The organism is Enterobacter cloacae complex sp. HYC033_NIDB (assembly GCF_056673335.1).
Window position 1 is genome coordinate 2,041,451 of the sequence record NZ_CP115123.1, and the last position, 25,726, is coordinate 2,067,176.

The 25,726-nt window shown below is 59.7% G+C and carries 21 protein-coding genes and 2 pseudogenes; 11 read left to right on the plus strand and 12 right to left on the minus strand.

Translation table 11 applies throughout. The annotated features are described in order from the left end of the window. Positions 1–320 precede the first annotated feature (320 nt). From O1721_RS09775 to O1721_RS09785, 3 genes are all read left to right on the plus strand, one after another. Complete coding sequence (locus tag O1721_RS09775) at positions 321–3,029, plus strand: cation-transporting P-type ATPase (RefSeq protein WP_032647602.1); 2,709 nt, start codon at positions 321–323, stop codon at positions 3,027–3,029. 106 nt (positions 3,030–3,135) lie between these two features. Beyond that, positions 3,136–4,200: an efflux RND transporter periplasmic adaptor subunit gene (locus O1721_RS09780; protein WP_032647604.1), complete on the plus strand. Its 1,065-nt coding sequence runs from the start codon at positions 3,136–3,138 to the stop codon at positions 4,198–4,200. Between the two features lie 9 nt (positions 4,201–4,209). Then, on the plus strand, positions 4,210–7,365 hold the full coding sequence (locus tag O1721_RS09785) for an efflux RND transporter permease subunit (RefSeq protein WP_032647606.1): 3,156 nt from the start codon (positions 4,210–4,212) through the stop codon (positions 7,363–7,365). Here O1721_RS09785 and O1721_RS09790 read toward each other — a convergent pair. Next, positions 7,295–8,416 carry a YbdK family carboxylate-amine ligase gene (locus tag O1721_RS09790; RefSeq protein WP_032647608.1) on the minus strand — a complete coding sequence of 374 codons (1,122 nt, stop codon included), beginning with the start codon at positions 8,414–8,416 and terminating at the stop codon, positions 7,295–7,297. The two genes, O1721_RS09785 and O1721_RS09790, sit on opposite strands and share 71 nt — an antisense overlap. A 105-nt stretch (positions 8,417–8,521) precedes the next feature. Here O1721_RS09790 and O1721_RS09795 point away from each other — a divergent pair, with 105 nt between their 5' ends. Further along, a complete protein-coding gene (locus tag O1721_RS09795) occupies positions 8,522–9,412 on the plus strand; it encodes an oxidoreductase (protein ID WP_032647610.1) in 891 nt (296 codons plus the stop codon). A gap of 50 nt (positions 9,413–9,462) precedes the next feature. Here the strand turns inward: O1721_RS09795 and O1721_RS09800 are convergent, their stop codons facing one another. The 4 genes and pseudogenes from O1721_RS09800 to O1721_RS09815 form a co-directional block, all read right to left on the minus strand. Then, positions 9,463–9,897, minus strand: coding sequence for a hypothetical protein (locus O1721_RS09800; RefSeq protein WP_017694362.1), 435 nt, complete (start codon positions 9,895–9,897; stop codon positions 9,463–9,465). Then, positions 9,894–10,250 carry a tlde1 domain-containing protein gene (locus tag O1721_RS09805; protein ID WP_006809708.1) on the minus strand — a complete coding sequence of 119 codons (357 nt, stop codon included), beginning with the start codon at positions 10,248–10,250 and terminating at the stop codon, positions 9,894–9,896. The genes O1721_RS09800 and O1721_RS09805 overlap by 4 nt, the downstream gene beginning before the upstream one ends. 10 nt (positions 10,251–10,260) lie before the next feature. Further along, a complete protein-coding gene (locus O1721_RS09810) occupies positions 10,261–10,752 on the minus strand; it encodes an Hcp family type VI secretion system effector (protein WP_003858859.1) in 492 nt (163 codons plus the stop codon). A 343-nt stretch (positions 10,753–11,095) separates the two neighbouring features. Continuing rightward, a pseudogene (locus O1721_RS09815) lies at positions 11,096–11,319 on the minus strand (glutamate-cysteine ligase family protein); the annotation flags it as partial. On the opposite strand from O1721_RS09815, the pseudogene O1721_RS09820 reads away from it, so the two are divergent. Then, positions 11,315–11,467, plus strand: a pseudogene (locus tag O1721_RS09820) (ketopantoate reductase C-terminal domain-containing protein); the annotation flags it as partial. The pseudogenes O1721_RS09815 and O1721_RS09820 overlap by 5 nt on opposite strands. A gap of 369 nt (positions 11,468–11,836) precedes the next feature. Beyond that, positions 11,837–12,505: an epoxyqueuosine reductase QueH gene (locus O1721_RS09825; protein ID WP_023296073.1), complete on the plus strand. Its 669-nt coding sequence runs from the start codon at positions 11,837–11,839 to the stop codon at positions 12,503–12,505. A 548-nt stretch (positions 12,506–13,053) separates the two neighbouring features. On the opposite strand, the gene O1721_RS09830 is transcribed toward O1721_RS09825, so the two are convergent. Then, on the minus strand, positions 13,054–13,935 hold the full coding sequence (locus O1721_RS09830; RefSeq protein WP_003858850.1) for a LysR family transcriptional regulator: 882 nt from the start codon (positions 13,933–13,935) through the stop codon (positions 13,054–13,056). A gap of 105 nt (positions 13,936–14,040) precedes the next feature. On the opposite strand from O1721_RS09830, the gene budA reads away from it, so the two are divergent. The 4 genes from budA to O1721_RS09850 all read left to right on the plus strand — a co-directional run bounded on the left by budA (position 14,041) and on the right by O1721_RS09850 (position 17,915). Continuing rightward, entirely contained in the window at positions 14,041–14,820 is a 780-nt protein-coding gene (gene budA, locus O1721_RS09835; RefSeq protein WP_026080550.1) for an acetolactate decarboxylase, read from the plus strand. After that, positions 14,792–16,513, plus strand: a complete 1,722-nt coding sequence (gene alsS, locus O1721_RS09840; RefSeq protein WP_152818972.1) for an acetolactate synthase AlsS — start codon at positions 14,792–14,794, stop codon at positions 16,511–16,513. Before budA ends, alsS begins: the two co-directional genes overlap by 29 nt. A 20-nt stretch (positions 16,514–16,533) precedes the next feature. Next, positions 16,534–17,304, plus strand: coding sequence for a (S)-acetoin forming diacetyl reductase (locus O1721_RS09845; RefSeq protein ID WP_015571194.1), 771 nt, complete (start codon positions 16,534–16,536; stop codon positions 17,302–17,304). 137 nt (positions 17,305–17,441) lie between these two features. Then, positions 17,442–17,915: a cold-shock protein gene (locus O1721_RS09850; RefSeq protein WP_015571193.1), complete on the plus strand. Its 474-nt coding sequence runs from the start codon at positions 17,442–17,444 to the stop codon at positions 17,913–17,915. A gap of 108 nt (positions 17,916–18,023) precedes the next feature. On the opposite strand, the gene O1721_RS09855 is transcribed toward O1721_RS09850, so the two are convergent. The 5 genes from O1721_RS09855 to O1721_RS09875 all read right to left on the minus strand — a co-directional run bounded on the left by O1721_RS09855 (position 18,024) and on the right by O1721_RS09875 (position 23,057). Next, positions 18,024–18,728: an ABC transporter ATP-binding protein gene (locus O1721_RS09855; RefSeq protein ID WP_026080549.1), complete on the minus strand. Its 705-nt coding sequence runs from the start codon at positions 18,726–18,728 to the stop codon at positions 18,024–18,026. After that, a complete protein-coding gene (locus O1721_RS09860) occupies positions 18,715–19,551 on the minus strand; it encodes an ABC transporter ATP-binding protein (protein WP_032647613.1) in 837 nt (278 codons plus the stop codon). The genes O1721_RS09855 and O1721_RS09860 overlap by 14 nt, the downstream gene beginning before the upstream one ends. Next, on the minus strand, positions 19,544–20,377 hold the full coding sequence (locus O1721_RS09865) for an ABC transporter permease (protein ID WP_023296077.1): 834 nt from the start codon (positions 20,375–20,377) through the stop codon (positions 19,544–19,546). The genes O1721_RS09860 and O1721_RS09865 overlap by 8 nt, the downstream gene beginning before the upstream one ends. Beyond that, entirely contained in the window at positions 20,377–21,390 is a 1,014-nt protein-coding gene (locus tag O1721_RS09870; RefSeq protein WP_023303249.1) for an ABC transporter permease, read from the minus strand. Before O1721_RS09870 ends, O1721_RS09865 begins: the two co-directional genes overlap by 1 nt. A gap of 98 nt (positions 21,391–21,488) precedes the next feature. Further along, on the minus strand, positions 21,489–23,057 hold the full coding sequence (locus O1721_RS09875; RefSeq protein WP_023303250.1) for an ABC transporter substrate-binding protein: 1,569 nt from the start codon (positions 23,055–23,057) through the stop codon (positions 21,489–21,491). Between the two features lie 200 nt (positions 23,058–23,257). Between O1721_RS09875 and O1721_RS09880 the strand changes: the two genes are divergently transcribed. Next, the gene (locus tag O1721_RS09880; RefSeq protein ID WP_032647617.1) at positions 23,258–23,956 is read left to right on the plus strand and encodes a GNAT family N-acetyltransferase; all 699 of its coding nucleotides are present in this window, start codon (positions 23,258–23,260) and stop codon (positions 23,954–23,956) included. Positions 23,957–24,049: 93 nt separating this feature from the next. Here the strand turns inward: O1721_RS09880 and betA are convergent, their stop codons facing one another. Beyond that, positions 24,050–25,714 carry a choline dehydrogenase gene (betA, locus tag O1721_RS09885; protein WP_032647619.1) on the minus strand — a complete coding sequence of 555 codons (1,665 nt, stop codon included), beginning with the start codon at positions 25,712–25,714 and terminating at the stop codon, positions 24,050–24,052. Positions 25,715–25,726 lie beyond the last annotated feature (12 nt).

Here is a 25,726-nt window from a genome sequence, read left to right on the forward strand (position 1 = left end):
TAAACGTCTTTCTCACGAAAATAATTTTACAAAGCTATAGGTGCTATATCCAATTAACGTCGCAATAACAATGGCTGCGACAATGTATAACGCCAGACGCCGTCCGCGATAAATACCAAACATGCTTCCTCCTCGTTTAGTGTTGGTTTAGAAATATTTTGTAAAAATCAACGCGTCGAAATAATTTTAATCAGTTTTGAATAACCGGGTAGTCAATATATTGCGGTAGATCAATTTAACCCGCAAGACTTAAAAATGAATTATTTAAAGCCAGAAAGGAATTCCGGCTTCCGTCCACCGGATATTGAAGGAAAAATACCATGACCAAAAAAAATTTCTCGCAGAATATGCCACCCGCAGGCGGGCAGGCGTACCAGCAGACCGTAGAGCAGGTGCTTGCTCAGGCGCAGAGCCAGGCTAATGGCCTGGACCGTGCCGAGGCGCAGGCGCGTTTACAGAAGCATGGCCCGAACGCGCTGCCGGAGAAAAAAGGCAAGCCGGGCTGGCTGCGTTTTCTCGCGCATTTTAACGATGTCCTGATTTACGTCCTGCTGGCAGCCGCCGTATTAACGGCAGTAATGGGACACTGGGTTGATACGCTGGTTATTCTGGGCGTGGCGGTAATCAATGCCTTAATTGGCCACATTCAGGAAAGTAACGCGGAAAAATCCCTGAAGAGTATTCGCAATATGCTCTCCAGCGAGGCGCGCGTTATTCGTAACGGCAACCATGAAACTATCCCGACGACGGAAATCGTCCCGGGCGATATTATTGTGTTGCGCGCAGGAGATCGTATACCGGCGGATATGCGCTTAATCGAAGCGCATAATTTACGCGTGGAAGAGGCAATTCTGACCGGTGAATCCACCGTGGTGGATAAACACACGAACCCGCTGAACGGCGAATTACCGCTGGGCGACCGCACGAACCTGGTCTTTTCCGGTACGACGGTAAGCGCGGGCGGCGGCGTTGGCGTGGTCATTGCCACGGGCCAGGAGACCGAACTCGGCCACATCAACCAGATGATGGCGGGCATTGAAAAACACCGCACCCCGCTGCTGGTGCAGATGGACAAGCTGGGTAAAGCGATCTTCGCCATCATTCTGGCGATGATGGCTGCGCTGTTTGTCTTCAGCCTGGTGTTCCGCGAGATCCCGATGGGCGAGCTGCTGCTCTCCCTGATTAGCCTGGCGGTAGCCTCCGTACCGGAAGGTCTGCCGGCGATTATCTCCATTATCCTCTCCCTTGGCGTGCAGGCGATGGCGCGCAAGCGGGCGATTATCCGCAAGCTGCCGACGGTTGAAACCCTGGGCGCGATGACCGTGGTCTGCTCGGATAAAACCGGCACCCTGACCATGAACGAGATGACGGTCAAAGCCATCATCACCGCGGACACCTGCTACCGCGTGGACGGCAACAGCTACGAGCCGGTGGGCAACATCTACCTCGAAGGCAGCGACGAGCCGGTGCAGATCCAGCCGGGCACCGTGCTGGAGCAGTACCTGCGCACCATCGACCTGTGTAACGACAGCCAGCTGATTCAGGACGAGCGTGGCCTGTGGGGCATCACCGGCGGGCCAACCGAGGGCGCGCTGAAGGTGCTGGCGGCCAAGGCCCACCTCGAGCCGGTCGTTACCACGCTGCTTAACAAGATCCCGTTCGACTCTCAGTACAAGTACATGAGCACCCACTACCAGATTGGCAGTGAGGAGCAGATTTTGATTACCGGCGCGCCGGACGTGATTTTCGCCCTGTGTGAGCAGCAGCAGACCCGCAACGGTGCGCAAGCCTTTGACCGCGCGTACTGGGAAACGGAGATGGAGCGCTATGCGCGTCAGGGGCTGCGCATGGTCGCCGCGGCGTTCAAGCCAGCGAACGGCGAGCAGGCATTAACTCACGACGACCTGAGTCACGGCCTGATTTTCCTCGGCATTGCCGGGATGATGGATCCGCCGCGTCCGGAAGCGATTGAGGCGATTAACGCCTGCCAGCAGGCGGGGATCCGCGTGAAGATGATCACCGGGGATCACCCACAGACGGCAATGAGCATCGGCCAGATGCTGGGGATCACCAACAGCGAGCAGGCGGTTACCGGCTACCAGCTGGAGAAGATGGACGACGCCGAGCTGGCGGAAGCGGCGGTGAAGTATGACATCTTCGCCCGTACCAGCCCGGAGCATAAGCTGCGCCTGGTGAAAGCGTTGCAGGACAAAGGCGAAATCGTCGGCATGACCGGTGACGGCGTGAACGATGCCCCGGCGCTGCGCCAGGCGGACGTGGGTATCGCGATGGGCATCAAAGGCACGGAAGTGACCAAAGAGGCGGCGGACATGGTCCTGACGGACGATAACTTCGCCACCATCGCCAGCGCGGTAAAAGAGGGGCGTCGCGTTTACGACAACCTGAAGAAGACCATTCTGTTCATCATGCCGACCAACCTGGCGCAGGGGCTATTGATTGTGATTGCGCTGCTGGCGGGGAACATCATTCCGCTGACGCCAGTGCTGATCCTGTGGATGAACATGGCGACCTCCGCCACGCTCTCCTTCGGCCTGGCCTTCGAGGCCGCCGAGCGCAACATTATGCGCCGCCCGCCGCGTCAGACCGGGCAGCACGTGATGGACGCCTACGCCGTCTGGCGCGTGGCCTTCGTCGGCACCATGATTGCCATCGCCGCCTTTGCGCTGGAAGCCTGGCTGGCCCCGCGCGGCCACAGCGCGGAGTTCATCCGCACCGTGCTGTTGCAGATGCTGGTCTGCGCCCAGTGGGTATACATGATTAACTGCCGCAACACCGACGGGTTCTCCCTGAACCGCGGCCTGCTGGCGAACAAAGGGATCTGGCTGGTAACGGGCGTACTGTTCCTGCTCCAGGCGGCGATCATCTACCTGCCGTTTATGCAGATGCTGTTCGGCACCGAAGCGCTGCCGCTGCGCTACTGGTTCGTGACGCTGGCGGTGGCGGGCGTGATGTTCTTCGTCGTCGAAATCGAGAAGCGACTGACCCGCAGGTTCCGTAAGGCTGCATAACCTTTTGCCCTCACCCTAACCCTCTCCAACAGGGAGAGGGAACTCTGACCTCCCTCTCCCTGTGGGAGAGGGCCGGGGTGAGGGAAAACAACGCCGAGGTACTCCCATGAAATTCCCACTCCTGTTCGCGCTCCTCGCCTGCACCCTGCCACCCACATTCGCCGCGGCCATTCCCGTGCGTGTCGCCACCGTGGAGCAGACCGCCCACGCCGCCGAGCGTCAGATCCCGGGTCGCATTGAAGCTATCCACACCGTTGAACTGCGCGCCCGCACGGAAGGCGTCATCACCAGAATCCACTTCCGCGACGGGCAGTACGTGAAAAAAGGCGACGTGTTGTTCGAACTGGACGACGCCGAGCCGCGCGCCGCCCTGCGTCTGGCGCAGGCCGAAGTGAGAAGCGCCGAAGCCACGCTGCGTCAGGCGCAGCAGCAGCTGTCACGCTTCGAAAGCCTGGGCAGCAGCAACGCCATCAGCCGCCACGACGTGGACAACGCCCGCATGCAGCGCGACGTAGCGAGCGCCGCGCTGGAGCAGGCGAAAGCCCGTCTCGACACCCGCAGCGTCACCCTCAACTACACGCGCATTACCTCACCGATTGACGGGCGCGTGGGGCACAGCAACTTTCACGTCGGCAGCCTGGTGAATCCTGCCAGCGGTGTGCTGGTGGAGGTGGTGCAGCTCGATCCCATCCGCATCGCCTTTGCGCTGGAAGAGGGCTCGTTTGCCACTAAAGCCGGACAGCATGCGGATATCAGCGCCATGAAGCAGGCCTGGCAGGCGCTGATTGACAGCAACGGCCAGCGCATCAGCGGGGAACTCACCTCCGTGGACAACCGCATCGACCCGCGAACCGCCAGCGTGATGCTGCGCGCCGAGTTCGCCAACCCGCGCCATCAGCTGCTGCCCGGCGGCAACGTGAACGTCTACCTGCGTCCGTCAAGTGAGCAACCAGTGCTGACTCTGCCCGCCGCTGCCGTACAGCAGAATGGCCACGGATTCTTCGCATGGGTGGTTAACGCCGAGGATAAAGCCGAAATGCGTCCGCTGAAGGTCGCCGGACAGATCGGCCAGCAGTTCCAGATTGCCTCCGGCCTGAAGCCCGGTGAGCGAGCGATTACTGACGGTGCGCAGCGCGTGCAGCCAGGCGTTGCCGTCCAGATACTGAATTAAGGAGCCATCATGCTGACGTTTTTCATCAAACGCCCGCGCTTTGCGATGGTGATTGCGCTGGTCATCACTCTGCTGGGAGCCATTGCGCTGAGGATTATTCCGGTGGAGCAGTACCCGCAGATCACCCCGCCGGTCGTGAATGTGTCAGCGTCATGGCCGGGCGCCAGCTCGGCTGACGTGGCGGAGGCCATCGCCACGCCGCTGGAAACCCAGCTGAACGGGGTGGATCATATGCTCTATATGGAGTCCACCAGTTCGGACGAGGGTAGCTATAGCCTGAACATTACCTTTGCGGCAGGCACCGACCCGGATCTCGCCGCCATCGACGTGCAGAACCGCGTGGCGCAGGCCGTGGCGCAACTGCCGACCGAGGCACAGCAAAACGGCGTGCAGGTGCGCAAGCGCGCCACCAACCTGATGATGGGGGTAAGCCTTTACTCACCGAACAACACCCACACGCCGCTGTTCGTCAGCAACTACGCCAGCACCCAGGTGCGCGAGGCGCTGTCGCGTCTGCCGGGCGTCGGGCAGGTACAGATGTTTGGCGCACGGGACTACAGCATGCGCATCTGGCTGCGCCCGGACCGCATGAACGCCCTGAACGTGACCAGCGATGACGTGGCGCAGGCACTGCGCGAGCAGAACGTGCAGGGGGCGGCAGGCCAGGTCGGCACGCCGCCGGTGTTTAACGGCCAGCAGCAGACCCTGACCATTAACGGGCTGGGGCGCTTAAATCAGGCCGACGACTTTGCCAACATCATTATCCGCGCCGGGGAGATGGGGCAGCTGGTGCGCCTGAAGGACGTCGCCACCATCGAGCTTGGCTCGCGCAGCTACAGCTCTGGCGCGCAGCTGAACGGGCACGACTCCGCCTACCTCGGCATCTACCCGACGCCGTCCGCTAACGCCCTGCGCGTGGCCGATGCGGTGCGCGCGGAGCTGGAACGGTTATCCACACGCTTCCCGGACGATCTGGTCTATGAAGTCAAATTCGACACCACCTCGTTTGTGGCCGCCACCATCAAAGAGATTGGCGTCTCGCTGGCGCTGACGATGCTGGCGGTGGTGGTCGTGGTGTCCCTGTTCCTGCAAAGCTGGCGCGCGACGCTGATTGTTGCCCTTGCCATTCCGGTGTCGCTGGTGGGCACCTTCGCGGTGCTCTATACGCTCGGCTACTCCGCCAATACGCTGAGCCTGTTCGCCATCATTCTGGCGCTGACCATGGTGGTGGATGACGCCATCGTAGTGGTGGAGAGCGTCGAAACGCTGATGGCGGAAGGGCAGAGCCGGACGGCGGCGACCGCGCTGGCGCTGCGCCAGATTGCCGGGCCAGTGATTGCCACCACGCTGGTGCTGCTGGCGGTGTTTGTGCCGGTGGCGCTCCTGCCGGGGATTGTCGGCGAGCTGTACCGCCAGTTCGCGGTGACGCTCTCGACTGCCGTCACGCTCTCAAGCCTGGTGGCGTTGACTCTTACGCCCGCCCTGTGCGCGCTGTTGCTGCGCCCGCGACCGGAGAAACCTGCGGCACTCTATCGCGCCTTTAACCACGGGCTGGACGCCACGCGCGGTTTCTACACCCGCATCGTGAACGTTTTAAACCTGCGCCCGTGGCTGGCGCTGCTGGCCACCGCAGGCGCGGCGGCGGTGGTGGTATTCAGCTTTATGTCGATGCCAAAGGGCTTCCTGCCGCAGGAGGATCAGGGCTACTTCTTCGCCAGCGTCCAGTTGCCGGAGGCAGCCTCGCTGGAGCGCACCGAAGCGGTGATGACCACCGCGCGCGAGCTGATCGCTAACAACCCGGCGGTAGAAGACGTGATTCAGGTCTCCGGGTTTAACATCCTCAACGGCACCAGCGCATCGAACGGCGGGTTTATCTCCATCATGCTCAAAGACTGGAGCGAGCGTCCGCCGCTGGATGAGGTGATGGGCATCCTTCAGCGCCAGCTGCTGGCCCTGCCGGAAGCCACCATCATGACCTTTGCGCCGCCGACGCTGCCGGGGCTGGGCAACGCCTCCGGCTTCGACCTGCGCATTCAGGCGCAGGCGGGGCAAAGTCCGGCGGAGCTGGAGCGCGTGACGCGTGAGGTGCTGGCGAAAGCCAACCAGAACCCGCAGCTGAGCCGCGTGTTCACCACCTGGAGCAGCAACGTGCCGCAGATGACGCTCACCGTTGACCGCGAGCGCGCGGCCCGCCTCGACGTGCCGGTGTCACGCATCTTCAGCAGCCTGCAAACCGCCTTTGGCGGCACGCGCGCCGGGGATTTCAGCGTCAACAACCGCGTCTACCACGTAGTGATGCAGAACGAGATGCAGTGGCGCGAGCGCGCGGAGCAAATCAGCGAGCTGTTCGTGCGCAGCAACAGCGGCGAGCGGGTGCGTCTGAGCAACCTCATCACCATCACGCCGACCGTCGGCGCGCCATTTATTCAGCAGTACAACCAGTTCCCGTCGGTATCGGTGAGCGGCTCGGCAGCGGAAGGGGTGAGCAGCAGCACCGCAATGGCGGCGATGGGCGAGATTCTGGCGGAAAACCTGCCAGCCGGGTACGACTACGCCTGGAGCGGCATGTCGTATCAGGAGCAGCAGACCGGCAATCAGGCGATATGGATCGTGCTGGCGGCGGTGGTGATGGCGTGGCTGTTCCTCGTCGCCCAGTATGAGAGCTGGACGCTCCCGGCGAGCGTGATGCTCTCGGTGCTGTTCGCCATCGGCGGGGCGCTGGTCTGGCTGTGGCTGGCGGGCTACGCCAACGATGTGTATGTGCAGATTGGTCTGGTGCTACTGATAGCCCTCGCCGCCAAGAACGCAATTCTTATCGTGGAGTTTGCCCGCGCCCGGCGCATGGACGGAATGGCGATTGTCGATGCCGCACGGGAGGGGGCATCGCGCCGCTTCCGCGCGGTAATGATGACCGCCGTGTCGTTCATTATCGGCGTTCTGCCGATGATGCTGGCGACCGGGGCGGGCGCCCAGAGCCGCCGCATCATCGGCACTACGGTGTTCAGCGGCATGCTGGTGGCGACCGTAGTGGGGATCCTGTTCATCCCGGCGCTGTTCGTGCTGTTCCAGCGTCTGCGCGAGTGGGGCCACGGCCTTACGGACTCGTCGCCCACAGCTCACAGTGCTTCTGCACCAGAGAAATCAGCGAGCCGCCATCGGCAATAAAGTCCCGCATGCGCTGCGCCTCGCTCTTGCCCTGCTTTAACAGCAGGGCAATCTCATTGATTGCGCTTGTCGCGCCGAGCTTCTCGGCCGACGGCGCAACCTGCTCGAGCAGCCAGGCGATATCTTCCGCCACGGTTTTGTGCTCGCCGGTATGCACGTCCGTCAGAATGCCTTCCAGCCCGTAGCGACAGGCCTGAAAACGGTTAAAGCGATACAGCAGAAAATCCCGTTCCTGATGCTTATACGGCCGCGTGGTCAGCAGCCAGTGCGACGTCGCCTGAATAAGCCCGGCGATGTTAATGGCGTGGCCGAGCGTCAGCGGCGTATCCATCACCCGCACCTCGACGGTGCCGAAGTGCGGGCTGGGGCGGATGTCCCAGTGCAGATCCTTAATGCTGTCGATCATGCTGGTGGAGCTCAGGCGGCGGAACAGCCCCTCGAACTCCTGCCAGCTGTTGACCCACGGCATCTGGCCGTTATCCGGGAAGCCCGAGAAGATGTTGAGACGCGATGAGGCGAACTTTGTGTCCGTGCCCTGCATATACGGTGATGCGGCGGCCAGGGCGATAAAGTGCGGCACAAAACGCGACAGGCCGTGCAGCAGGTAAATGGCGTCGTCCCCGGTCCGACAGCCGACGTGTACGTGCTGGCCGAACACCGTCGCCTGCAAAATCAGATAGCCAAAGCGCTCCAGCGTGACGTTATAGCGCTCGTCGTCGCACACTTCCTGCCGCTGCCATTTCTGGAACGGATGCGTCCCACCGCCGCAGATCTGGATATGCTGATCTTCCGCCGCGCGCAGGATGCTCTGCTGCATCACTGAAAACTGCGCCGCTGCCTGGTCGATGGTCTGGCACACGCCGGTGGCGATTTCGAGCATGCTTTCGGTGATGTCGTGTTTGACTTCCCCCCCTTTGATGTCGTCTTTGACGGCGGCGATGAGGGCAGAGGAGTCCTGGCTCAGATCGTAACCCGGCGGGTTAACCACCTGGAGTTCGAGCTCAATGCCGAGGGTATAAGGTTCAGAGGATTTGAAGTCGGGTAAAGGCATGGCGCACTCCGTTGTCTGTTATGAGTTGAGTATAGACAATGGGCGTGGCGCGCTCTTTTCAGGGTGGTATAACTGATAGCAGGCTTAGCAAAAGGGGAGTGATCCATGTCTGACTATCCAACCATTGCGCTGACAGGACCCGGTGCGATTGGGACCACCATCGCCGCGGTGCTGCATGAAGCGGGCCGCACGCCGCTGCTGTGTGGGCGCACCGCGCATCCGGAACTGCGCCTGCGTCATGATGAGGGTGAAATTGTGGTGCCCGGTCCGGTACTCACCGATCCCAGCGTCATTACGCGCCCCGTTGACCTTGTTTTTTTTGCGGTCAAAACGACGCAAAATGCCGACAGCGCCGGGTGGCTGCGCGCTCTGTGCGATGAAAACACCGTGGTCTGCGCGCTGCAAAACGGCGTGGAGCAGAAAGCCCAGCTTGCGCCTTTGGTCAATGGCGCAACGGTGCTGCCCTCGGTGGTCTGGTTCCCTGCCCAGCGCGAGCCGGATGCCTCCGTCTGGCTGCGCGCCAAACCGCGCCTTACGCTGCCGGACGTGCCGCAGGCGCAGCGGGTGGTGGAGGCGCTTCGCGGCATGCGCTGTGACGTTGAGCTCTCGACAGATTTCACTACCGTCGCCTGGCGCAAGCTGCTGCAAAACGCGGTCGCCGGGCTGATGGTGCTGGCCAATCGCCGCGCCGGGATGTTCAGGCGCGAGGATATCAGCGAGCTGGCGCTGGCCTACCTGCGCGAGGGGCTTACCGTCGCCCGCGCCGAAGGGGCGAAGCTGGACGATGCGGTGGCTGAGGAGATCCTGGCGAATTTCCAGCGTGCGCCAGTGGATTTAGGCACGTCGATCCTTGCCGACCGTCAGGCGGATCGCCCGATGGAGTGGGATATCCGTAATGGCGTCATCCAGCGCTACGGCCGCAGGCACGGGATTGCGGTGCCCGTCAGCGATGTGGTGGTGCCGCTGCTGGCGGCGGGGAGCGAGGGGCCGGGGTGAGCCAGGGTCTGGCGAGAAGGAAGACCCGGCCGTTGTGCGCCGGGTAACTCTTACTTACCCTGACGGGCTTTCTCAGCGTTTAGCTCTTCCATTGTTGCTTCCAGGATCCAGAGGCACTGAGCACCCTCAACCGTATCCAGCAGCGCCCGGCGGGTGCGCTGATAGAACGCGTCGACTTCGGCGGGGGATTTCTCTAGAGGCGGCGTGCAGACGATATCGCTGCCAACCATGTGCGGCCACTTTCCCGCGTCAATGGTCTGGAGCGCTTTCAGTGTGGCGCTGGTGTTTGTTGTGAGCGCTGCGGCCAAAGCATCCTCCAGCAGTTGCGCCTGCCTGGCGTCAGCCGTGGCAGCCAGCGTTGGGGCTTGCTCAATCCAGTGTGTGTCACCTGAGGCGATTCCATGAAGTGCTGATGGCCAGTCAGTGCTGGCTGCAATGGCTGGGACAGTGAGCGCACAAAGCAGCAGGACGATTGGGTATTTCATCGCACTACCTCAAGCTCACCGCCGTCACGAAGGATTTTACGTCGCGTTGACAGTGAGAGAATGATGCACCCCTCCGAAGCAAATCCGGCTGGACCGTACTTATGGTCACCATGAATGCGGAACTCTGAACGACCAAAACTCTCTCCCGAAGTTTGCTCAAGGATAATGGTAATGGGTCCTTTAGAATTCGAATGTCCCGCAATTTTATATGTTCCGCGCGGCAATGGACCCAGACCCTTCACATGCTGACGGTCCGGATTATTTTTATTGGTAAGGGCACCGGAATATCCTGTCTCAATTAATTTGCCGTCTTTATACATCTTGCCAGTTGATTGCTCATACTTCCATCCCATAACGTTCTCCTTATGCCGTCTTACGGTCATTCCAGCTATCTGAATGCATGATGTTACCGTCCACGTAGCGCCAGGTAATTTTTTCATAGAGCAGCTCTACCAGCTCAAGATGGTTATGCTTCTCATAGTCAGGATCTTTGATATCAAGCATCATTGGACAGACGCTGGCGATCTTCACGCCTTCCAGAAGGGTGGAAAAATATTCCACTTCCTGACCAGCATCGTTGATACGGTAAAACTTTATCTCTGCGGATTTTAGCTTCTGGCCCGTGCTAACAGCCTTATACAAATAGGGGCTGGAAGCGTCGATCTCTTTATCGAAAGAATAGGGGGAATGGATGCGAAGACTTGTCGCCTTGCCGTTATGCTTGTCCGTGGGCTGCATTATGCCGTGATTTAAGGCGATAATCTCGATGCTACCTTCACGTCCATATATATCGACAGAGCCTTTTATATCGGCGCCGCCGTCATCTTTAAGCCATAAATAAGCGGGAATAGCCATTTGTTTAAAACTCCATTTAAGGAAATCCTGAAAAGACCTTATGGTTTAGCTTGTTACGTAACTAGTGCAACGCTAGCGCGTACAAAATTGGCCGTCAATTTTGTACAGGGTGGATATAAAACGATCTGCGGTTTCGTTGATGCAAATTAAGAAGGTATGGGGGCTTATGGTTTGGATCTGGATAAATTGTTAATGATTAATACGGTGGTTTTGCTTAAATAATAATTAAGTGAATATTAATTGAAGATGTAATAAATACTTGAATGTTTATTGGGTATTCTGTCTATTTGACTCTTTATTAATTGTTCAAAAACGCATAACGGCTCGTCTGAATATCCACCTATCCGTAGCGACACACCTGAAAACGGTAAAGAGGTACCGCAGAAAATCCCGTTCCTGATGCTTATAAGGCCGCGTGGTCAGCAGCCAGTGTGACGTGGCCTGGATCAGCCAGGCGATATTAATCGCGTTGTTGAGCGTCAGCGGCTTATCCGTCGACCGCACCTGCACGGTGCTAATGTGCGGGCTGGGGCGAATGTCCCAGTGCAGATCTTTAATGCTGTCGATCCTGTCCGACCGTCAGGCGGATCGCCTGATGGAGTGGGACATCCGCAACGGCGTGATCCAGCGCTACGGCCGCAGGCACGGGATTGCGGTGCCCATCAGCGATGTGGTGGTGCCGCTGCTGGCGGCGGGGAGTGAGGGGCAGGGGTGAGAGAGATAGTGGTATTAACGTCTGGGGAATTGGTCTGGGTGAAAACCTCGCATCAGTTCCCCACAAATGCGCTCACCGGCAAACCAAAACGCTTCGCCAGCGCGCATATGATCCAGCGTTAACGTGCCTGATCTATCTTGGCCTGAAATATTTGTTTAATTTGCGTAGCGTATTCAGGAATTGCTTGCTGAGAAGAAGTGCAGCGGAGATAGTTTTGCTAACCAGGTTATATAGAAACGTGTGAAAGATGCGTCCGCTATGTGTCAATAACAGGCATTGCGGGATATGTATGAGACTGGCCGCCATTCCCGATAGCACAGCTCTGATGCTACACTGTTTTCAGTCCTCATTACCTCAACAAATAAATTTATGACTACCGCTGATTTCAAACGCCCTAAACTAGAACTCCCAAACGGGGCAGATAAACTGCTGCTGCACTCCTGTTGCGCTCCGTGTTCTGGTGAGGTAATGGAGGCGATCCAGGCCTCAGGGATCGACTACACCATCTTCTTCTACAATCCGAACATTCATCCGCAGAAAGAGTATCTGATTCGTAAGGATGAGAATATTCGCTTTGCCGAACAGCACGGCGTACCGTTTATCGATGCGGATTACGATACAGATAACTGGTTTGAGCGCGCCAAAGGCATGGAATGGGAACCCGAGCGCGGCATTCGCTGCACCATGTGTTTTGACATGCGCTTTGAGCGGACTGCGCTTTACGCCGCTGAAAATGGCTTCAACGTGATTAGCAGCTCACTGGGCATCTCTCGCTGGAAAAATATGCAGCAAATCAACGACTGCGGTCAGCGAGCCGCCGCCCACTATCCGGGTATGGTCTATTGGGACTATAACTGGCGGAAACAGGGCGGTTCGTCGCGCATGATTGAAATCAGCAAGCGCGAACAGTTCTACCAGCAGGAATACTGCGGCTGCGTTTATTCACTGCGTGACAGCAACCTGCACCGCAAATCCCAGGGCCGTCCTCTCATTCAGATCGGTAAGCTTTACTACGGTAAAGAAGACGACCAGGCCTGATTTTATGTCACGCCCTCTGTGGCGTGACCGCCTTCCTGTGCATTCCTCTAACAATTGCATGCCCCACCCGGCACGAACAGTAATTTTTAGTCATGAGATGGCTGAAAGTCGATCTGGCATCGAAGCCTGCTGAACGCTCTTAACAGTCATTCATCAAACAACGTTGTCCTTTGTGTAAGGCCGACTCAGTGAGCCGTTATATAAGGCTCCTTCACAAACTCCGCTAACAACCCAGCAGTTGCTTACAGAGCGTGGAAAATGTCACCGCATCGTCCGTTTCCACCAGTACGCTCACGTATGCCGCACAGGTGCCAGCCAGTTCAAAGAGATCCGCAGAATCGGGAAGTTGCAGGTGAAGAAGGGATGAAAAGGGATGCCCCTGAATTACATAAGGTTGCTTAAAAGTTTGCGAGGCGGCTTCCAAAGGGCATTGCCGGGTGGCGGCTGCGCCTTACCCGGCCTACAAAACCGCCAACAAGCCAACCAACCCGCGACACGAACCGTAGGCCCGCGCAAGCGCAGCGCCGCCGGGCACAGCCGCACCGTAGCTACCCCTCGCTCATCATCGCCAGAAACCGCTTCACCGTCCGCGAACGTTCGAAGCGCCGCCAGCAGAGCGCGATATCGGTATAAAGCTCCGGCGAGCGCAGCGCATGGTAGGTGACATTCGGCGGAGAAATAGCGGCCATGGATTTCGGCACCAGCGCGAACCCGCCGCCGGCGGAAACCATGCTCAGGGAAGAGGAAAGTTGTGAAGATTGCAGCGTGTGTTGCATATCGATCCCGGCCCGCTCGCAGCTGCCGTAAACGCGGTCATACAGCCCCGGCGCGACCTCCTGGGGGAACAGCACCACCGGCGTATCCCGCAGCTCATCCAGCGCCAGATCGCCACATGCCGCCAGAGGATGATCGCGATGCAGCGCCACCACCATCGGCTCCCGATCGAGGATTTTTAATTCGAACACCTTACTGCTTTCGCACGGCAGGCGCACAAAGGCGATATCCAGCTCACCCTCCGCCAGCATCGTCGTCAGCGACGACATATTGGCTTCCACCTGGTGAACCTGCACTGCCATGTTCTGCACCTGAAACTGGCGAATCAGGGCGAAGATTTTGGGATGAAAAGCATCTGAACTGGTGATGCCAATCGACAGGCTGCCGTTCAGCCCGCGCGCGATGCCCCGGGCTTTCTCCAGCGCGGCGTCGCTCAGCGCCAGGATCTTACAGGCGTCCTCATAGAAGGCCTCTCCCGCTTCGGTCAGCTCCACGCCCCGCGTCAGGCGCCTGAACAGCGGCGTGCCCACTTCCTCTTCGAGCCGTTTGATCTGCTGACTCAGAGGAGGCTGTGAAATACCCAGCGCTTTGGCCGCCCTGGTGAAGTGTCGCTCGCGTGCTACCGCGACAAAATAGCGCAGATAACGAAGTTCCATATCAAAAACGTCTCAAACCAGCATGGATTCTATATTGGAACTCTCTGCTGAATCGGGTCAACATTTATTTAACCTTTATAAATAAAGTTGAAGAGGACGGGCATGATGATGCATTCATCTGCATGCGACTGTGAGGCGAGTTTATGCGAGACCCTGCGTGGGTTCTCGGCTCAGCATCCTGACAGCGTGATCTATCAGACATCGCTAATGAGCGCCCTGCTAAGCGGCGTCTACGAAGGGGAGACGACCATCGCCGACCTGCTGGCACACGGTGATTTTGGTCTCGGTACCTTTAACGAGCTGGACGGTGAAATGATTGCCTTTAGCAGCCAGGTGTACCAGCTGCGCGCCGACGGCAGCGCCCGCGCCGCGAAGCCGGAGCAAAAAACGCCGTTCGCGGTGATGACCTGGTTCCAGCCGCAGTACCGCAAAGCCTTCGACGGGCCGGTCAGCCGTCAGCAGATCCACGACGTGATCGACCAGCAAATCCCCTCCGATAACCTGTTCTGTGCGCTGCGCATCGACGGCAATTTCCGCCACGCGCACACCCGCACCGTACCGCGCCAGACACCGCCGTACCGGGCGATGACCGACGTGCTGGATGACCAGCCGGTGTTCCGCTTTAACCAGCGCGAGGGCGTGCTGGTCGGGTTCCGCACCCCGCAGCATATGCAGGGCATTAACGTGGCGGGCTATCACGAACACTTTATCACCGACGACCGTCAGGGCGGGGGCCACCTGCTCGACTATCAGCTGGAGAACGGCGTGCTCACCTTCGGCGAAATCCACAAGCTGATGATTGACCTGCCCGCCGACAGCGCGTTTTTACAGGCCAACCTGCACCCCAGCAACCTTGATGCGGCTATCCGCGCCGTCGAAAACTAACAGGAGAACTACCGTGAACAGTGAGAAACAGTCACGTCAGTGGGCGCACGGCGCCGATATGGTTGTCGGCCAGCTGGAAGCGCAGGGTGTGAAGCAGGTGTTCGGCATACCGGGCGCAAAAATCGACAAGGTCTTTGACTCCCTGCTGGACTCCTCCATCGAGATTATCCCGGTGCGTCACGAGGCGAACGCGGCGTTTATGGCGGCAGCGGTAGGACGGTTAACCGGCAAGGCCGGAGTCGCGCTGGTCACCTCCGGGCCGGGCTGCTCCAACCTGATCACCGGCATCGCCACCGCCAACAGCGAAGGTGACCCTGTGGTCGCGCTGGGCGGGGCGGTGAAGCGGGCAGATAAAGCGAAACTGGTGCACCAGAGCATGGATACCGTCGCCATGTTCAGCCCGGTCACCAAATACGCCGTCGAAGTTAATTCACCGGACGCGATTGCCGAGGTGGTGTCGAACGCGTTTCGCGCTGCCGAGCAGGGCAGGCCGGGCGGGGCGTTTGTCAGCCTGCCGCAGGATATTGTCGACCAGCCCACCACGGGGGCGATTTTACCCGCCAGCACCGCGGCGCTGATGGGCCCGGCGCCGGAGTCAGCCATCAACGACGTGGCGAAGCTTATCGCGAAGGCCAAAAACCCGGTCATCTTACTCGGCCTGATGGCCAGCCAGCCCGCCAACAGCGCCGCGCTGCATAAGCTGCTGGAGAGAAGCCGTATTCCGGTCACCAGCACCTATCAGGCCGCCGGGGCGGTGAATCAGGAACACTTCACCCGCTTCGCCGGACGCGTCGGACTCTTTAACAACCAGGCGGGCGACCGGCTGCTGCATCTGGCGGACCTGATTATCTGCATCGGCTACAGCCCGGTGGAATACGAGCCGTCCATGTGGAACAGCGGCGACGCGACGCTGGTGCACATTGACGTGCTGCCCGCTTATGAGGAGCGCAAGTATGTTCCCGATCTGGAACTGGTCGGGGATATTGCCGCCACGCTGAATCTGCTTGCCAGTCGAATCGAGCACAAACTTGAACTCAGCCAGCGCGCCTCGGAAATTCTTGTCGATCGCCAGCATCAGCGGGACCTCCTCGACCGTCGCGGCGCATCGCTTAACCAGTTTGCCCTGCATCCGCTGCGCATCGTGCGCGCCATGCAGGACATTGTGAACAACGACGTGACGCTCACCGTCGACATGGGCAGCTTCCATATCTGGATCGCCCGCTACCTCTACAGCTTCCGGGCGCGTCAGGTGATGATCTCCAACGGTCAGCAGACCATGGGCGTGGCGCTGCCGTGGGCGATTGGCGCGTGGCTGGTCAACCCTGGGCGCAAGGTGGTCTCGGTCTCCGGGGACGGCGGCTTTTTGCAGTCGAGCATGGAGCTGGAAACCGCCGTACGCCTCAACGCCAACGTGCTGCACATCATCTGGGTGGATAACGCCTACAACATGGTGGCCATCCAGGAAGAGAAAAAATACCAGAGGCTTTCCGGCGTCGAGTTCGGCCCGGTCGATTTCAAAGCCTATGCCGACGCGTTCGGTGCGAAAGGCTTTGCCGTCGAGAGCGCCGATGCGCTCGAACCGACGCTGCGTGCGGCAATGGATGTCGATGGCCCGGCCGTGGTGGCCATTCCCGTCGACTACAGCGATAACCCGCTGCTGATGGGCCAGCTCCATCTCAGCCAGATTTTGTGAATCAATATAAGGACAGAGAAATGCAAAAAGTGGCTCTCGTAACCGGCTCCGGCCAGGGGATTGGCAAAGCGATCGCGCTTCGCCTGGTGAAGGATGGTTTTGCCGTTGCTATTGCGGATTACAACGAAGAGACGGCGAAAGCGGTCGCGGATGAGATCAACCGTAACGGCGGGAAGGCCGTCGCCGTGAAGGTGGACGTCTCTGACCGCGAGCAGGTGTTCGCGGCGGTGGAAAAAGCCCGCACCGCGCTGGGCGGTTTTAACGTCATCGTCAATAACGCCGGGGTGGCGCCGTCCACGCCCATCGAATCCATCACGCCGGAGATTGTCGACAAGGTTTACAACATCAACGTGAAAGGGGTGATCTGGGGCATTCAGGCCGCAATTGACGCGTTTCGTAAAGAGGGGCACGGCGGCAAGATCATCAACGCCTGCTCCCAGGCGGGCCACACCGGTAACCCGGAGCTGGCCGTCTACAGTTCCAGTAAATTCGCGGTGCGCGGCTTAACCCAGACCGCCGCGCGGGATCTCGCGCCGCTGGGGATCACTGTTAACGCCTACTGCCCGGGGATCGTCAAAACGCCGATGTGGGCGGAAATCGACCGTCAGGTCTCCGAGGCGGCGGGTAAACCGCTTGGCTACGGGACGGAAACCTTTGCCAAACGCATCACGCTTGGCCGTTTGTCCGAACCGGAAGACGTGGCTGCCTGCGTCTCTTACCTCGCCGGGCCGGATTCCGACTACATGACCGGTCAGTCGCTGCTGATTGATGGTGGGATGGTGTTCAACTAAATACACAATACTAAAAAGCTCTGACATGAACTTTCCCCTGCTCCCGTGCAGGGGCTTTTTTTTGTCTCGTCAGCCATTGTGCATTACACTGCGCGCTGCAAAACTTTAGTCTTGAGATCTGACAGGCGGTAACAGCGATGAACGGTACAATCACAACGTGGTTTAAAGATAAAGGCTTTGGATTTATCAAAGATGAAAACGGCGACAACCGCTATTTTCATGTGATTAAGGTCGCCAACCCTGATCTGATTAAGAAAGATGCGGCGGTGACCTTCGAGCCCACCACCAACAGCAAAGGCCTTTCCGCGTATGCGGTGAAGGTGATCCCGGAGAGTAAGCATCTTTATATTGCGGGCGAGCGCGTGAAGCTCACCTCGATCAAATCCTTCGTGGTGTTCAGCGAGGAAGAGCCCGTTGAGACCAAAATCGACAAAGAGAATGCGGTGCTGTCGGTCGGGCTGCTGATGAACAGCATCAAACCCAAAACCGAGAAAAAGCCGGGCGAAATGCGCACGGTGAAGAAGCTGGCGATCACTACCTTCCAGAACACGACGCTGATCTTCACTGAAGATGAGATCGACATCGATGCCACGGTGAAGCTGCTGAAGTAACGTTTTGCCGGGTGGCGGCTACGCCTTACCCGGCCTACGAAAAACCATCAACGCGGCACGAAACGTAGGCCCGGTAAGCGCAGCACCACCGGGCACCGCCGCGCGCACTTACCCCATCCTGTGCTCCCCCCGCAACATTGCTTCACGGTCAAATACCCGCTGGATCTCCCCGTGCGCCATAAATGCCGCCCGGTCGGACATATGCGCAATCACGTCCGCATCGTGGCTCACCAGCAGGTAGGTCATGCCGTGCTGCGCCTTCAGGCGGTTGAGCAGGTTCAGGATCTCCGCCTGTACCGACATATCCAGCGCCGAGGTCGGTTCATCCAGCAGCAGAAGCTGCGGGCGCAGCAGCAGCGCGCGGGCGATGGCCACGCGCTGACGCTGTCCGCCGGAAAGCTGATGCGGGTAACGCCTGCTGGCGTCGGCAGCCAGACCCACCTGTTGCAGCGCATCCGCCACCTTTTCGGCAACCTGGGTTTCGCCGTGGATGTTTAACGGCTCCGACAGGGTGCGGGCAATGGTGTGGTTCGGGTGCAAAGACGCCCACGGATCCTGGAACACCATCTGCACGTTACGTCGAAGCGCGCCTTCAAAACGTCGTCCTGGCCGTAAATTTTCCCCGAGGACGGAAATGTGGCCATTCCACTCGCGCAGCAGCCCCGCCAGCACGCGCAGAAGAGTCGATTTGCCGCAGCCGGATTCACCGATCAGGCTGAAGGTTTCGCCTTTTTCGATCGCAAAACTGGCGGCGGAAACCGCCGTTTTTTCACCAAAACTCACCCGGAGCTGGTTAACCTCAACGAGTGCCATTGTCGGCCTCCTTCCACGGTTGCGAACGGTCGAGCGTCGGCAGCATCTGGCCAAACGTCCCGGCGTTCGGGCGGCAGGTCCAGAGCGTGCGCGTGTAAGGATGGGTTGCCTGCGGCAACTGGCTCGCCGCCATTTCATCAACTTTCTCACCCTGATACATCACCAGCACGCGGTCACAGTGTTCCGCGACGAGCGGCAAGTCGTGGCTGATTAGCAGCATCGCCATCTGCCGCGCCTCGCACTGCTGTACCAGCAGCTCCAGGATCTGGTTGCGCAGGCGTGCGTCCAGCGCGGAAGTCGGTTCGTCGGCGATCAGCACCTGCGGGTTGTTGACGAGCGCAATGGCGATCATCACGCGCTGGCCCATGCCGCCGGAGAGTTCGCCGGGATAGCGCTGGAGCACGTGCTCGTTCAGCCCCACGGCGCGGATGATATCGTGAATGCGCGCCAGGCGTTCGGCGCGGGGCAGGCGCTGATGGAGGGTCAGCGCCTCATCAAGCTGGGCGGCGACGGTTTTCACCGGGTTTAGCGCGTAGCGCGGGTCCTGTAGAACCATCGCAATGCCGTTGCCGCGCAGCGCCTGCCAGCGGCGGCTGTTCAGGGTCAGCAGGTCGTTGCCAAGCACGTTAAGCCGCTTAGCGCTCACGATGCCGGGCTTGCGCACCAGCCCCAGCAGGGCGCGGGCAGACATGGACTTGCCGGAGCCGGATTCTCCCACCAGCGCCAGCCGCTCGTTGCCTAACGTAAAGCTCAGGTTGTTGACCACGCGCGCGGCGGGGTAGTCGATATTTAGCGCATCGACGATGACGCGGTGTTCAGTCATGCTGTGGCTCCAGTACGTCGCGCAGGCCATCGCCCAGCAGGTTAAAGGCCAGGCTGGCAAACAGAATCGCCCCACCTGGAATGGCGGCAATCCACCACTGGTCAAAAATGACCTGCATGCCGTCGGCTATCATCGCGCCCCATTCCGCCATCGGTGGACGTGCGCCCAGGCCAAGGAAGCCCAGCCCGGCGGCGGCCAGAATGATCCCGGCCAGATCCAGCGCCAGCCGTACAATCGCGGAGGGCAGGCACAGGGGCAGAATATGGCCGACCAGCAGGCGCGGGCCGCGAATGCCCATCATCTCCGCGGCGGCCAGATAATCGCTGTGGCGCAGACGCTGGATTTCACTGCGCGCCTGGCGCGCATAGGCAGGCCAGGTCGTTAAGGCCAGCGCCAGCGCGCCGTTCACCAGACCGGGGCCGAGCATCGCGACAAACGCGAAGGCGAGGATCAGGCGCGGCATCGACATCACCACGTCGGTAAAGCGCATCAGGATGCGCTCCATCCAGCCGCCGTAGTAGCCTGACAAAATCCCCACCAGCAGACCGGCGGGGAGGGTAATAACGGTGACTAAGGCCACCAGCCCCAGTGCCGGACGGGTGCCGTAGATTAATCGGGAGAGCAGATCCCGCCCATAGCTATCGGTACCCAGCCAGTGCTGCGCGTTGGGCGGTTGCAGACGCGCGGCGGCGTCCTGCCAGTTGGGGTCATGCGGCGCAAGCCACGGTGCTAGCAGGGCAATAAGCACCAGCAGCGCGATGGCGATCAGCCCGCAAAACGCGGCAGGGGAGCGGCGCAGGCGGCGTAAGAAGAGATAAAACGGCATTAGCGCACCCTGGGATCGGTCGCCCGCACAAGCAGGTCGGTAAGGTTATTGATCAGAACAAAGCAGACGCCAATCAGCAGCGTGCCGCCCATCACGGCGGTGGTGTCACCGGCGAACAGGGCCGTGGTGAGGTAGCGCCCGATGCCCGGCCACGAGAAGACGGTTTCGGTTAATACCGCGCCCTCCAGCATGCTGGTGTAGGCCAGCGCAATCACCGTCAATAGGGTACTGCGAATGTTCGGCAGCACGTGACGCAGCAGGATGGTCATCTCTCCGGCGCCCTTGGCGCGGGCGAGCAATATGTACTCTTTGTTCATCTCGCTCAGACAGGCGGAGCGCGTCAGTCGGGTGATACTTGCCAGCGAGTAGTAGGCCAGCAGCAGTACCGGCAGCACCAGGTGGCTGATGGCGTTGCGGAACGCCTCGCGGTCGCCGGAAAGCCAGGTATCAACCAGCGCAAATCCGGTTCGTGGCTCAACGGTGAATTGCCAGATGTCGTCCAGCCTGCCGGGGCCAGCGCTCCACTGTAGTTTCGCGTAGAACAGAGCCAGCATCAGCAGTCCGAGCCAGAATATTGGCACCGAATTGCCGAGCAGGGTGAGCGTTCTGATCGCTAAGTCCAGTGGCGAACCGGCGTAGCGGGCGCACAGTACACCCGCAATCACGCCGAGTACCGTGCCGATAATTAGCGCCAGCGTTGCCAGTTCCAGCGTGGCGGGAAAGGCGTGCAGCAGGTCCTGCAATACCGGCTGACCGGTAGCGCTGGCGGTGCCTAAATCACCGTGAGCGAGGTTTTGCAGGTAGTGCCAGAACTGTACGGGAAGAGGCCGATCCAGCCCAAGCTGGTGGCGAACCTGATCGTAAGTGGACTGGCTGGCGTGATCGCCGACGATCTGCAATACGCGATCGACCGGGGAAAAGGCAGAGAGCGCAAACGTGACCAGCAGTAGCCCGAACAGCGTGAGCAGGAGAGTCAGCAGACCCTGAAGCACGCGGGTGGAAAGATGTGGCATGGGAAATCTCTTTATGCCGGGTGGCGGCTTCGCCTTACCCGGCCTGCAAAAACCAGGAACGTAGGCCGGGTAAGCGCAGCGCCACCCGGCAACAAGGGCTACTTCGTAACGCGATCGTACCAGACCATATCCGCGTTCAGCCCCTGCTGATACCCCTTCACGTTATCGCGCACCACGATCTGGGTTTTGCCCTGGTCAACGAACACATACGGCGAGTTATGCTGTAACTGTTCCTGCATCTTCTTATACAGATCCAGACGTTTTGCCGGATCCGGCTCGGCAACCGCCGCCAGCGTAGCGTTGTTCAGCTCCGGAATTTTCCAGCCGTTAAGCCCGGCCACGGTGCTGGATTTCCCGTCATTCCATGCGAAGGCGCTGGCGTTGGAGTGTGCATCGAAGTAGTCCGGGATCCACAGACGTATGGCCGCCTGATGCTGTTTCGCACGCACGCGGGCGTACACCTGGCTACCCGCCGCGGGCAGCAGATCCACCTTCACGCCGCCCTGAGCGAAGCTCGCCTGCATGGATTGCGCGATGGTGATGAACGGCGGTTTATTCTCTACGTCCAGCGTGAAATGCGCGTCTTTGATGCCCGCCCTGGCGAGGATCGCTTTTGCTTTTGCCGGGTCAAACGTGAACGGATTGTCCTCCAGCGCGCCCGGCAGGCCGACCGGCAGGAAGCTCTGATGAACAAAATACTGGCCTTTCAGCAGATCTTTGGTGATGCCTTCATAATCCACCAGCCAGCGCGAGGCTTCCCAGAACGCTGGATTATTCAGCAGCGGGTTAGCGCTGTTGCCGGTGTTAAACACCAGATAGTTTTGCTCGGCAGAAGGGATGCTAAGCACCTTCACACCCGGCTTGCCGCTGAGGGCGATTATCTGGTCTGCACCCAGATCGCGCGCCACGTCCGCATCACCCTGCTGGATCAGCAGGCGGCGGGAAGCGGGATCGGGGACGTTTTTAATGATGATGCTTTTAAGCTTCGGCGCGCCGCCGGGCGCGGATTCGTTGGCTTCCAGCACGATGGCCTGATGCGGCTGGTAAACGCGCATTTTGAACGCGCCGCTGCCCGCAGAGTGCATTTTTAACCACGCGTTGCCGAAGTCGTTATCCTTCACGTTCGCCGCAACCTGCTTTTCATCGACGATGGAGGCAATCGGCGTGGAGAGTATATTCAGCGCTACCGACGGGCTGACGTCCGCCGTCCAGCGAAGCGTGAGGGTATGGTCGTCCACTTTCTTCAGCTGGCTGGCGATGTTGCTGGCGTCCCAGCCCAGTACGTTGAGGATAAACGCCGGGGATTTGTTCAGCGTCACGGCGCGGGTATATGAGAAGATCACATCTTCCGGGCGCAGCGGGTTGCCGGAGGCAAATTTTGCATCGGGCTTAAGTTTGATGGTCAGGGTTTTTGCTGCCGCGTCCGCTTCCCAGCTTTCGGCCAGAACCGGGGTGATTTTTTCCGGGTTATCGCGGTCCGGCTGTACCAGACGCTGATACAAACTCGGTACGGTCTGGATGCTGGAAAGTTCGTTGGCTTCGGCCGGGTCAAGGCTCACGATATCATCCAGACCCTGGGCGACAACCAGCGTGTTGGGCGGGGTAGCGGCGTGAGCAGCGCTTGAGAGCGCAGCCAGCACCAGTAACGGCAGCAGTTTTTTATTCATAGCGATCCCTGAAGAAAATATATTGTGATTGTTTTATGCACCGTTACGGTAGGCTGGCTGAGGATTTCCTCAAAGTCGAAATTCTGCTTTGCTTATGCCCTCCGGGAATAACGCATTCGGTCTGGTTATGAGTCACCTCTCTTTTCGTTCGCTTTTTAACCTGCTATAACAAACTCCTTACCTTTCAGGGAGTCACCGCCGTGCCCGAAATCAATCAACATGGTCAAACCGTTAACGATATTGTCCCGGACTGGAAATGCGCCCGCGCGTTAACCCGTACCCTGCTCACCGGGCAGTATTGCCGCCTGGAGTCGCTGGATGCTGACCGCCATTCGGCTGATTTGTTTGAAGCCTATGCGCTGGGTGACGACAGCGACTGGACGTGGCTTGCCAGCACCCAGCCTGTGAGCGTTGAGGCCACTGCGCACTGGGTGCTGGGAAAGGTGCTGGATGACGACCTGGTGCCCTTTGCCGTTATCGATCTGCGCACCGAAAAGGCGGTAGGGCTGGTCAGCTATATGGCGATAGAACGCTTTCAGGGCTCGGTTGAGATCGGCCACGTCACCTGGTCGCGCAGAATGAAGGGCACCCGCGTGGGTACCGAAGCGGTGTGGCTGCTGCTGAAAAATGCCTTTGAGCATCAATATCGCCGGCTGGAGTGGAAGTGCGATTCGATGAACATCGCCTCACGCAACGCGGCGGAGCGGCTGGGGTTTGTCTGGGAAGGGCGCCTGCGCCAGAAGCTGGTGCGCAAAGGACGCAACCGCGACAGCGATATGCTTTCGATTATTGACGGCGAATGGCCGCAGCGCGATGCAGAGCTGCGCGCCTGGCTGGCGGCGGAGAATTTTGACGGGGAAGGACGGCAGGTTAAGCGGCTTGAAGCATTTCGGCAATAATTTCCCCTCACCCTAACCCTCTCCCAGAGGGAGAAGGGACGATGACACCCTCTCCCTTTGGGAGAGGGCCGGGGTGAGGGGAGAAGTTCGCACTCAGCGGCGAACCGGCGCCCCATCCGCCACATAATACGCCGCCGTGCTCTTCGCCAGCGGCTCGCGCCCGCGAATGGCGTCGGCAATCTTTTCGCCAATCATGATGGTGGTGGCGTTCAGGTTGCCGGTGATAATCTGCGGCATAATCGACGCATCCACCACGCGCAGCCCTTCCAGCCCGTGAACGCGGCCTTCGCCGTCGACCACCGCCATCTCGTCGTAGCCCATTTTGCAGGTGCCGCACGGGTGGAAGGCGGTTTCGGCGTGGTTGCGCACGAACTCGTCCAGCTGTTCGTCGGTCTGGCATTCGACACCTGGGCTGATTTCACGACCGCGATACTTGTCCAGCGCAGGCTGGTGCATGATCTCGCGGGTGATGCGGATCGCGTCGCGGAACTCCTGCCAGTCCTGCTCGTGGGACATGTAGTTGAACAGGATCGCCGGATGCTGTTGCGGATCGCGCGACTTGATGCGCACGTGGCCGCGGCTCGGCGAGCGCATGGAGCCAACGTGGCACTGGAAGCCATGTTCTTTCACCGCGTTCGAGCCGTTGTAGTTAATCGCCACCGGCAGGAAGTGATACTGAATGTTCGGCCACTCGAACTCCTCGCGGCTGCGGATAAACCCGCCCGCTTCGAAGTGGTTGCTCGCGCCCACGCCTGTGCCGCCAAACAGCCACTCCGCGCCAATCTTCGGCTGGTTCCACCATTGCAGGGCAGGGTAGAGGGAGACCGGCTCCTTACATTCATACTGAAGGTACATCTCCAGGTGATCCTGCAAGTTTTCACCCACCCCGGGTAAATCATGCACCAGCGGGATATCAAACTGCTTCAGCAGTTCAGCGTTGCCCACGCCGGAGCGCTGGAGGATCTGCGGAGACGCGATGGCGCCCGCGCACAGCAGCACCTCTTTCTTCGCTGTCGCTTTTGACGGAATGGTGCTTTCGCCTTCCAGCCACTCGACGCCCACCGCGCGCTTGCCGTCAAAGATAATGTGATCGGTCATGGCGTGGGTGCGGATGGTCAGATTCGGGCGCGGTTTGGCCTGGTCCAGATAGCCGCGCGCGGTGCTGGCGCGTCGGCCCTGCGGCGTGACCGTACGGTCCATCGGGCCAAAGCCTTCCTGCTGATAGCCGTTAAGGTCGTCGGTGCGCGGGTAGCCCGCCTGCACGCCCGCCTCTACCATCGCTTCAAACAGCGGGTTCACGCCCGGCTTAGAGGTGGTGACGCTCACCGGACCGTCGCCGCCGTGGTAGTCGTTCGGCCCCACGTCGCGGGTCTCTGCCTTGCGGTAGTAGGGCAGGCAGTTGAGGTAGCTCCAGTGCTCCAGACCCGATTGTTTCGCCCAGTTGTCCAGATCCATCGCGTTACCGCGCACGTAGCACATGCCGTTGATCAGCGACGAGCCGCCCAGCCCTTTACCCCGTCCGCATTCCATGCGGCGATTGTTCATGAAAGGCTCAGGCTCGGTTTCATACGCCCAGTTGTAGCGCTTGCCCTGCAACGGGAAGGCCAGCGCGGCAGGCATCTGGGTGCGGAAGTCAAAGCGGTAGTCCGGCCCGCCCGCCTCAAGCAGCAGGACGGTGGTGTTCGGATCTTCAGTCAGTCGTGTTGCCAGTACGTTGCCGGCAGAGCCGGCCCCGATAATGATGTAGTCAAATTGCAAATAAACCTCCCG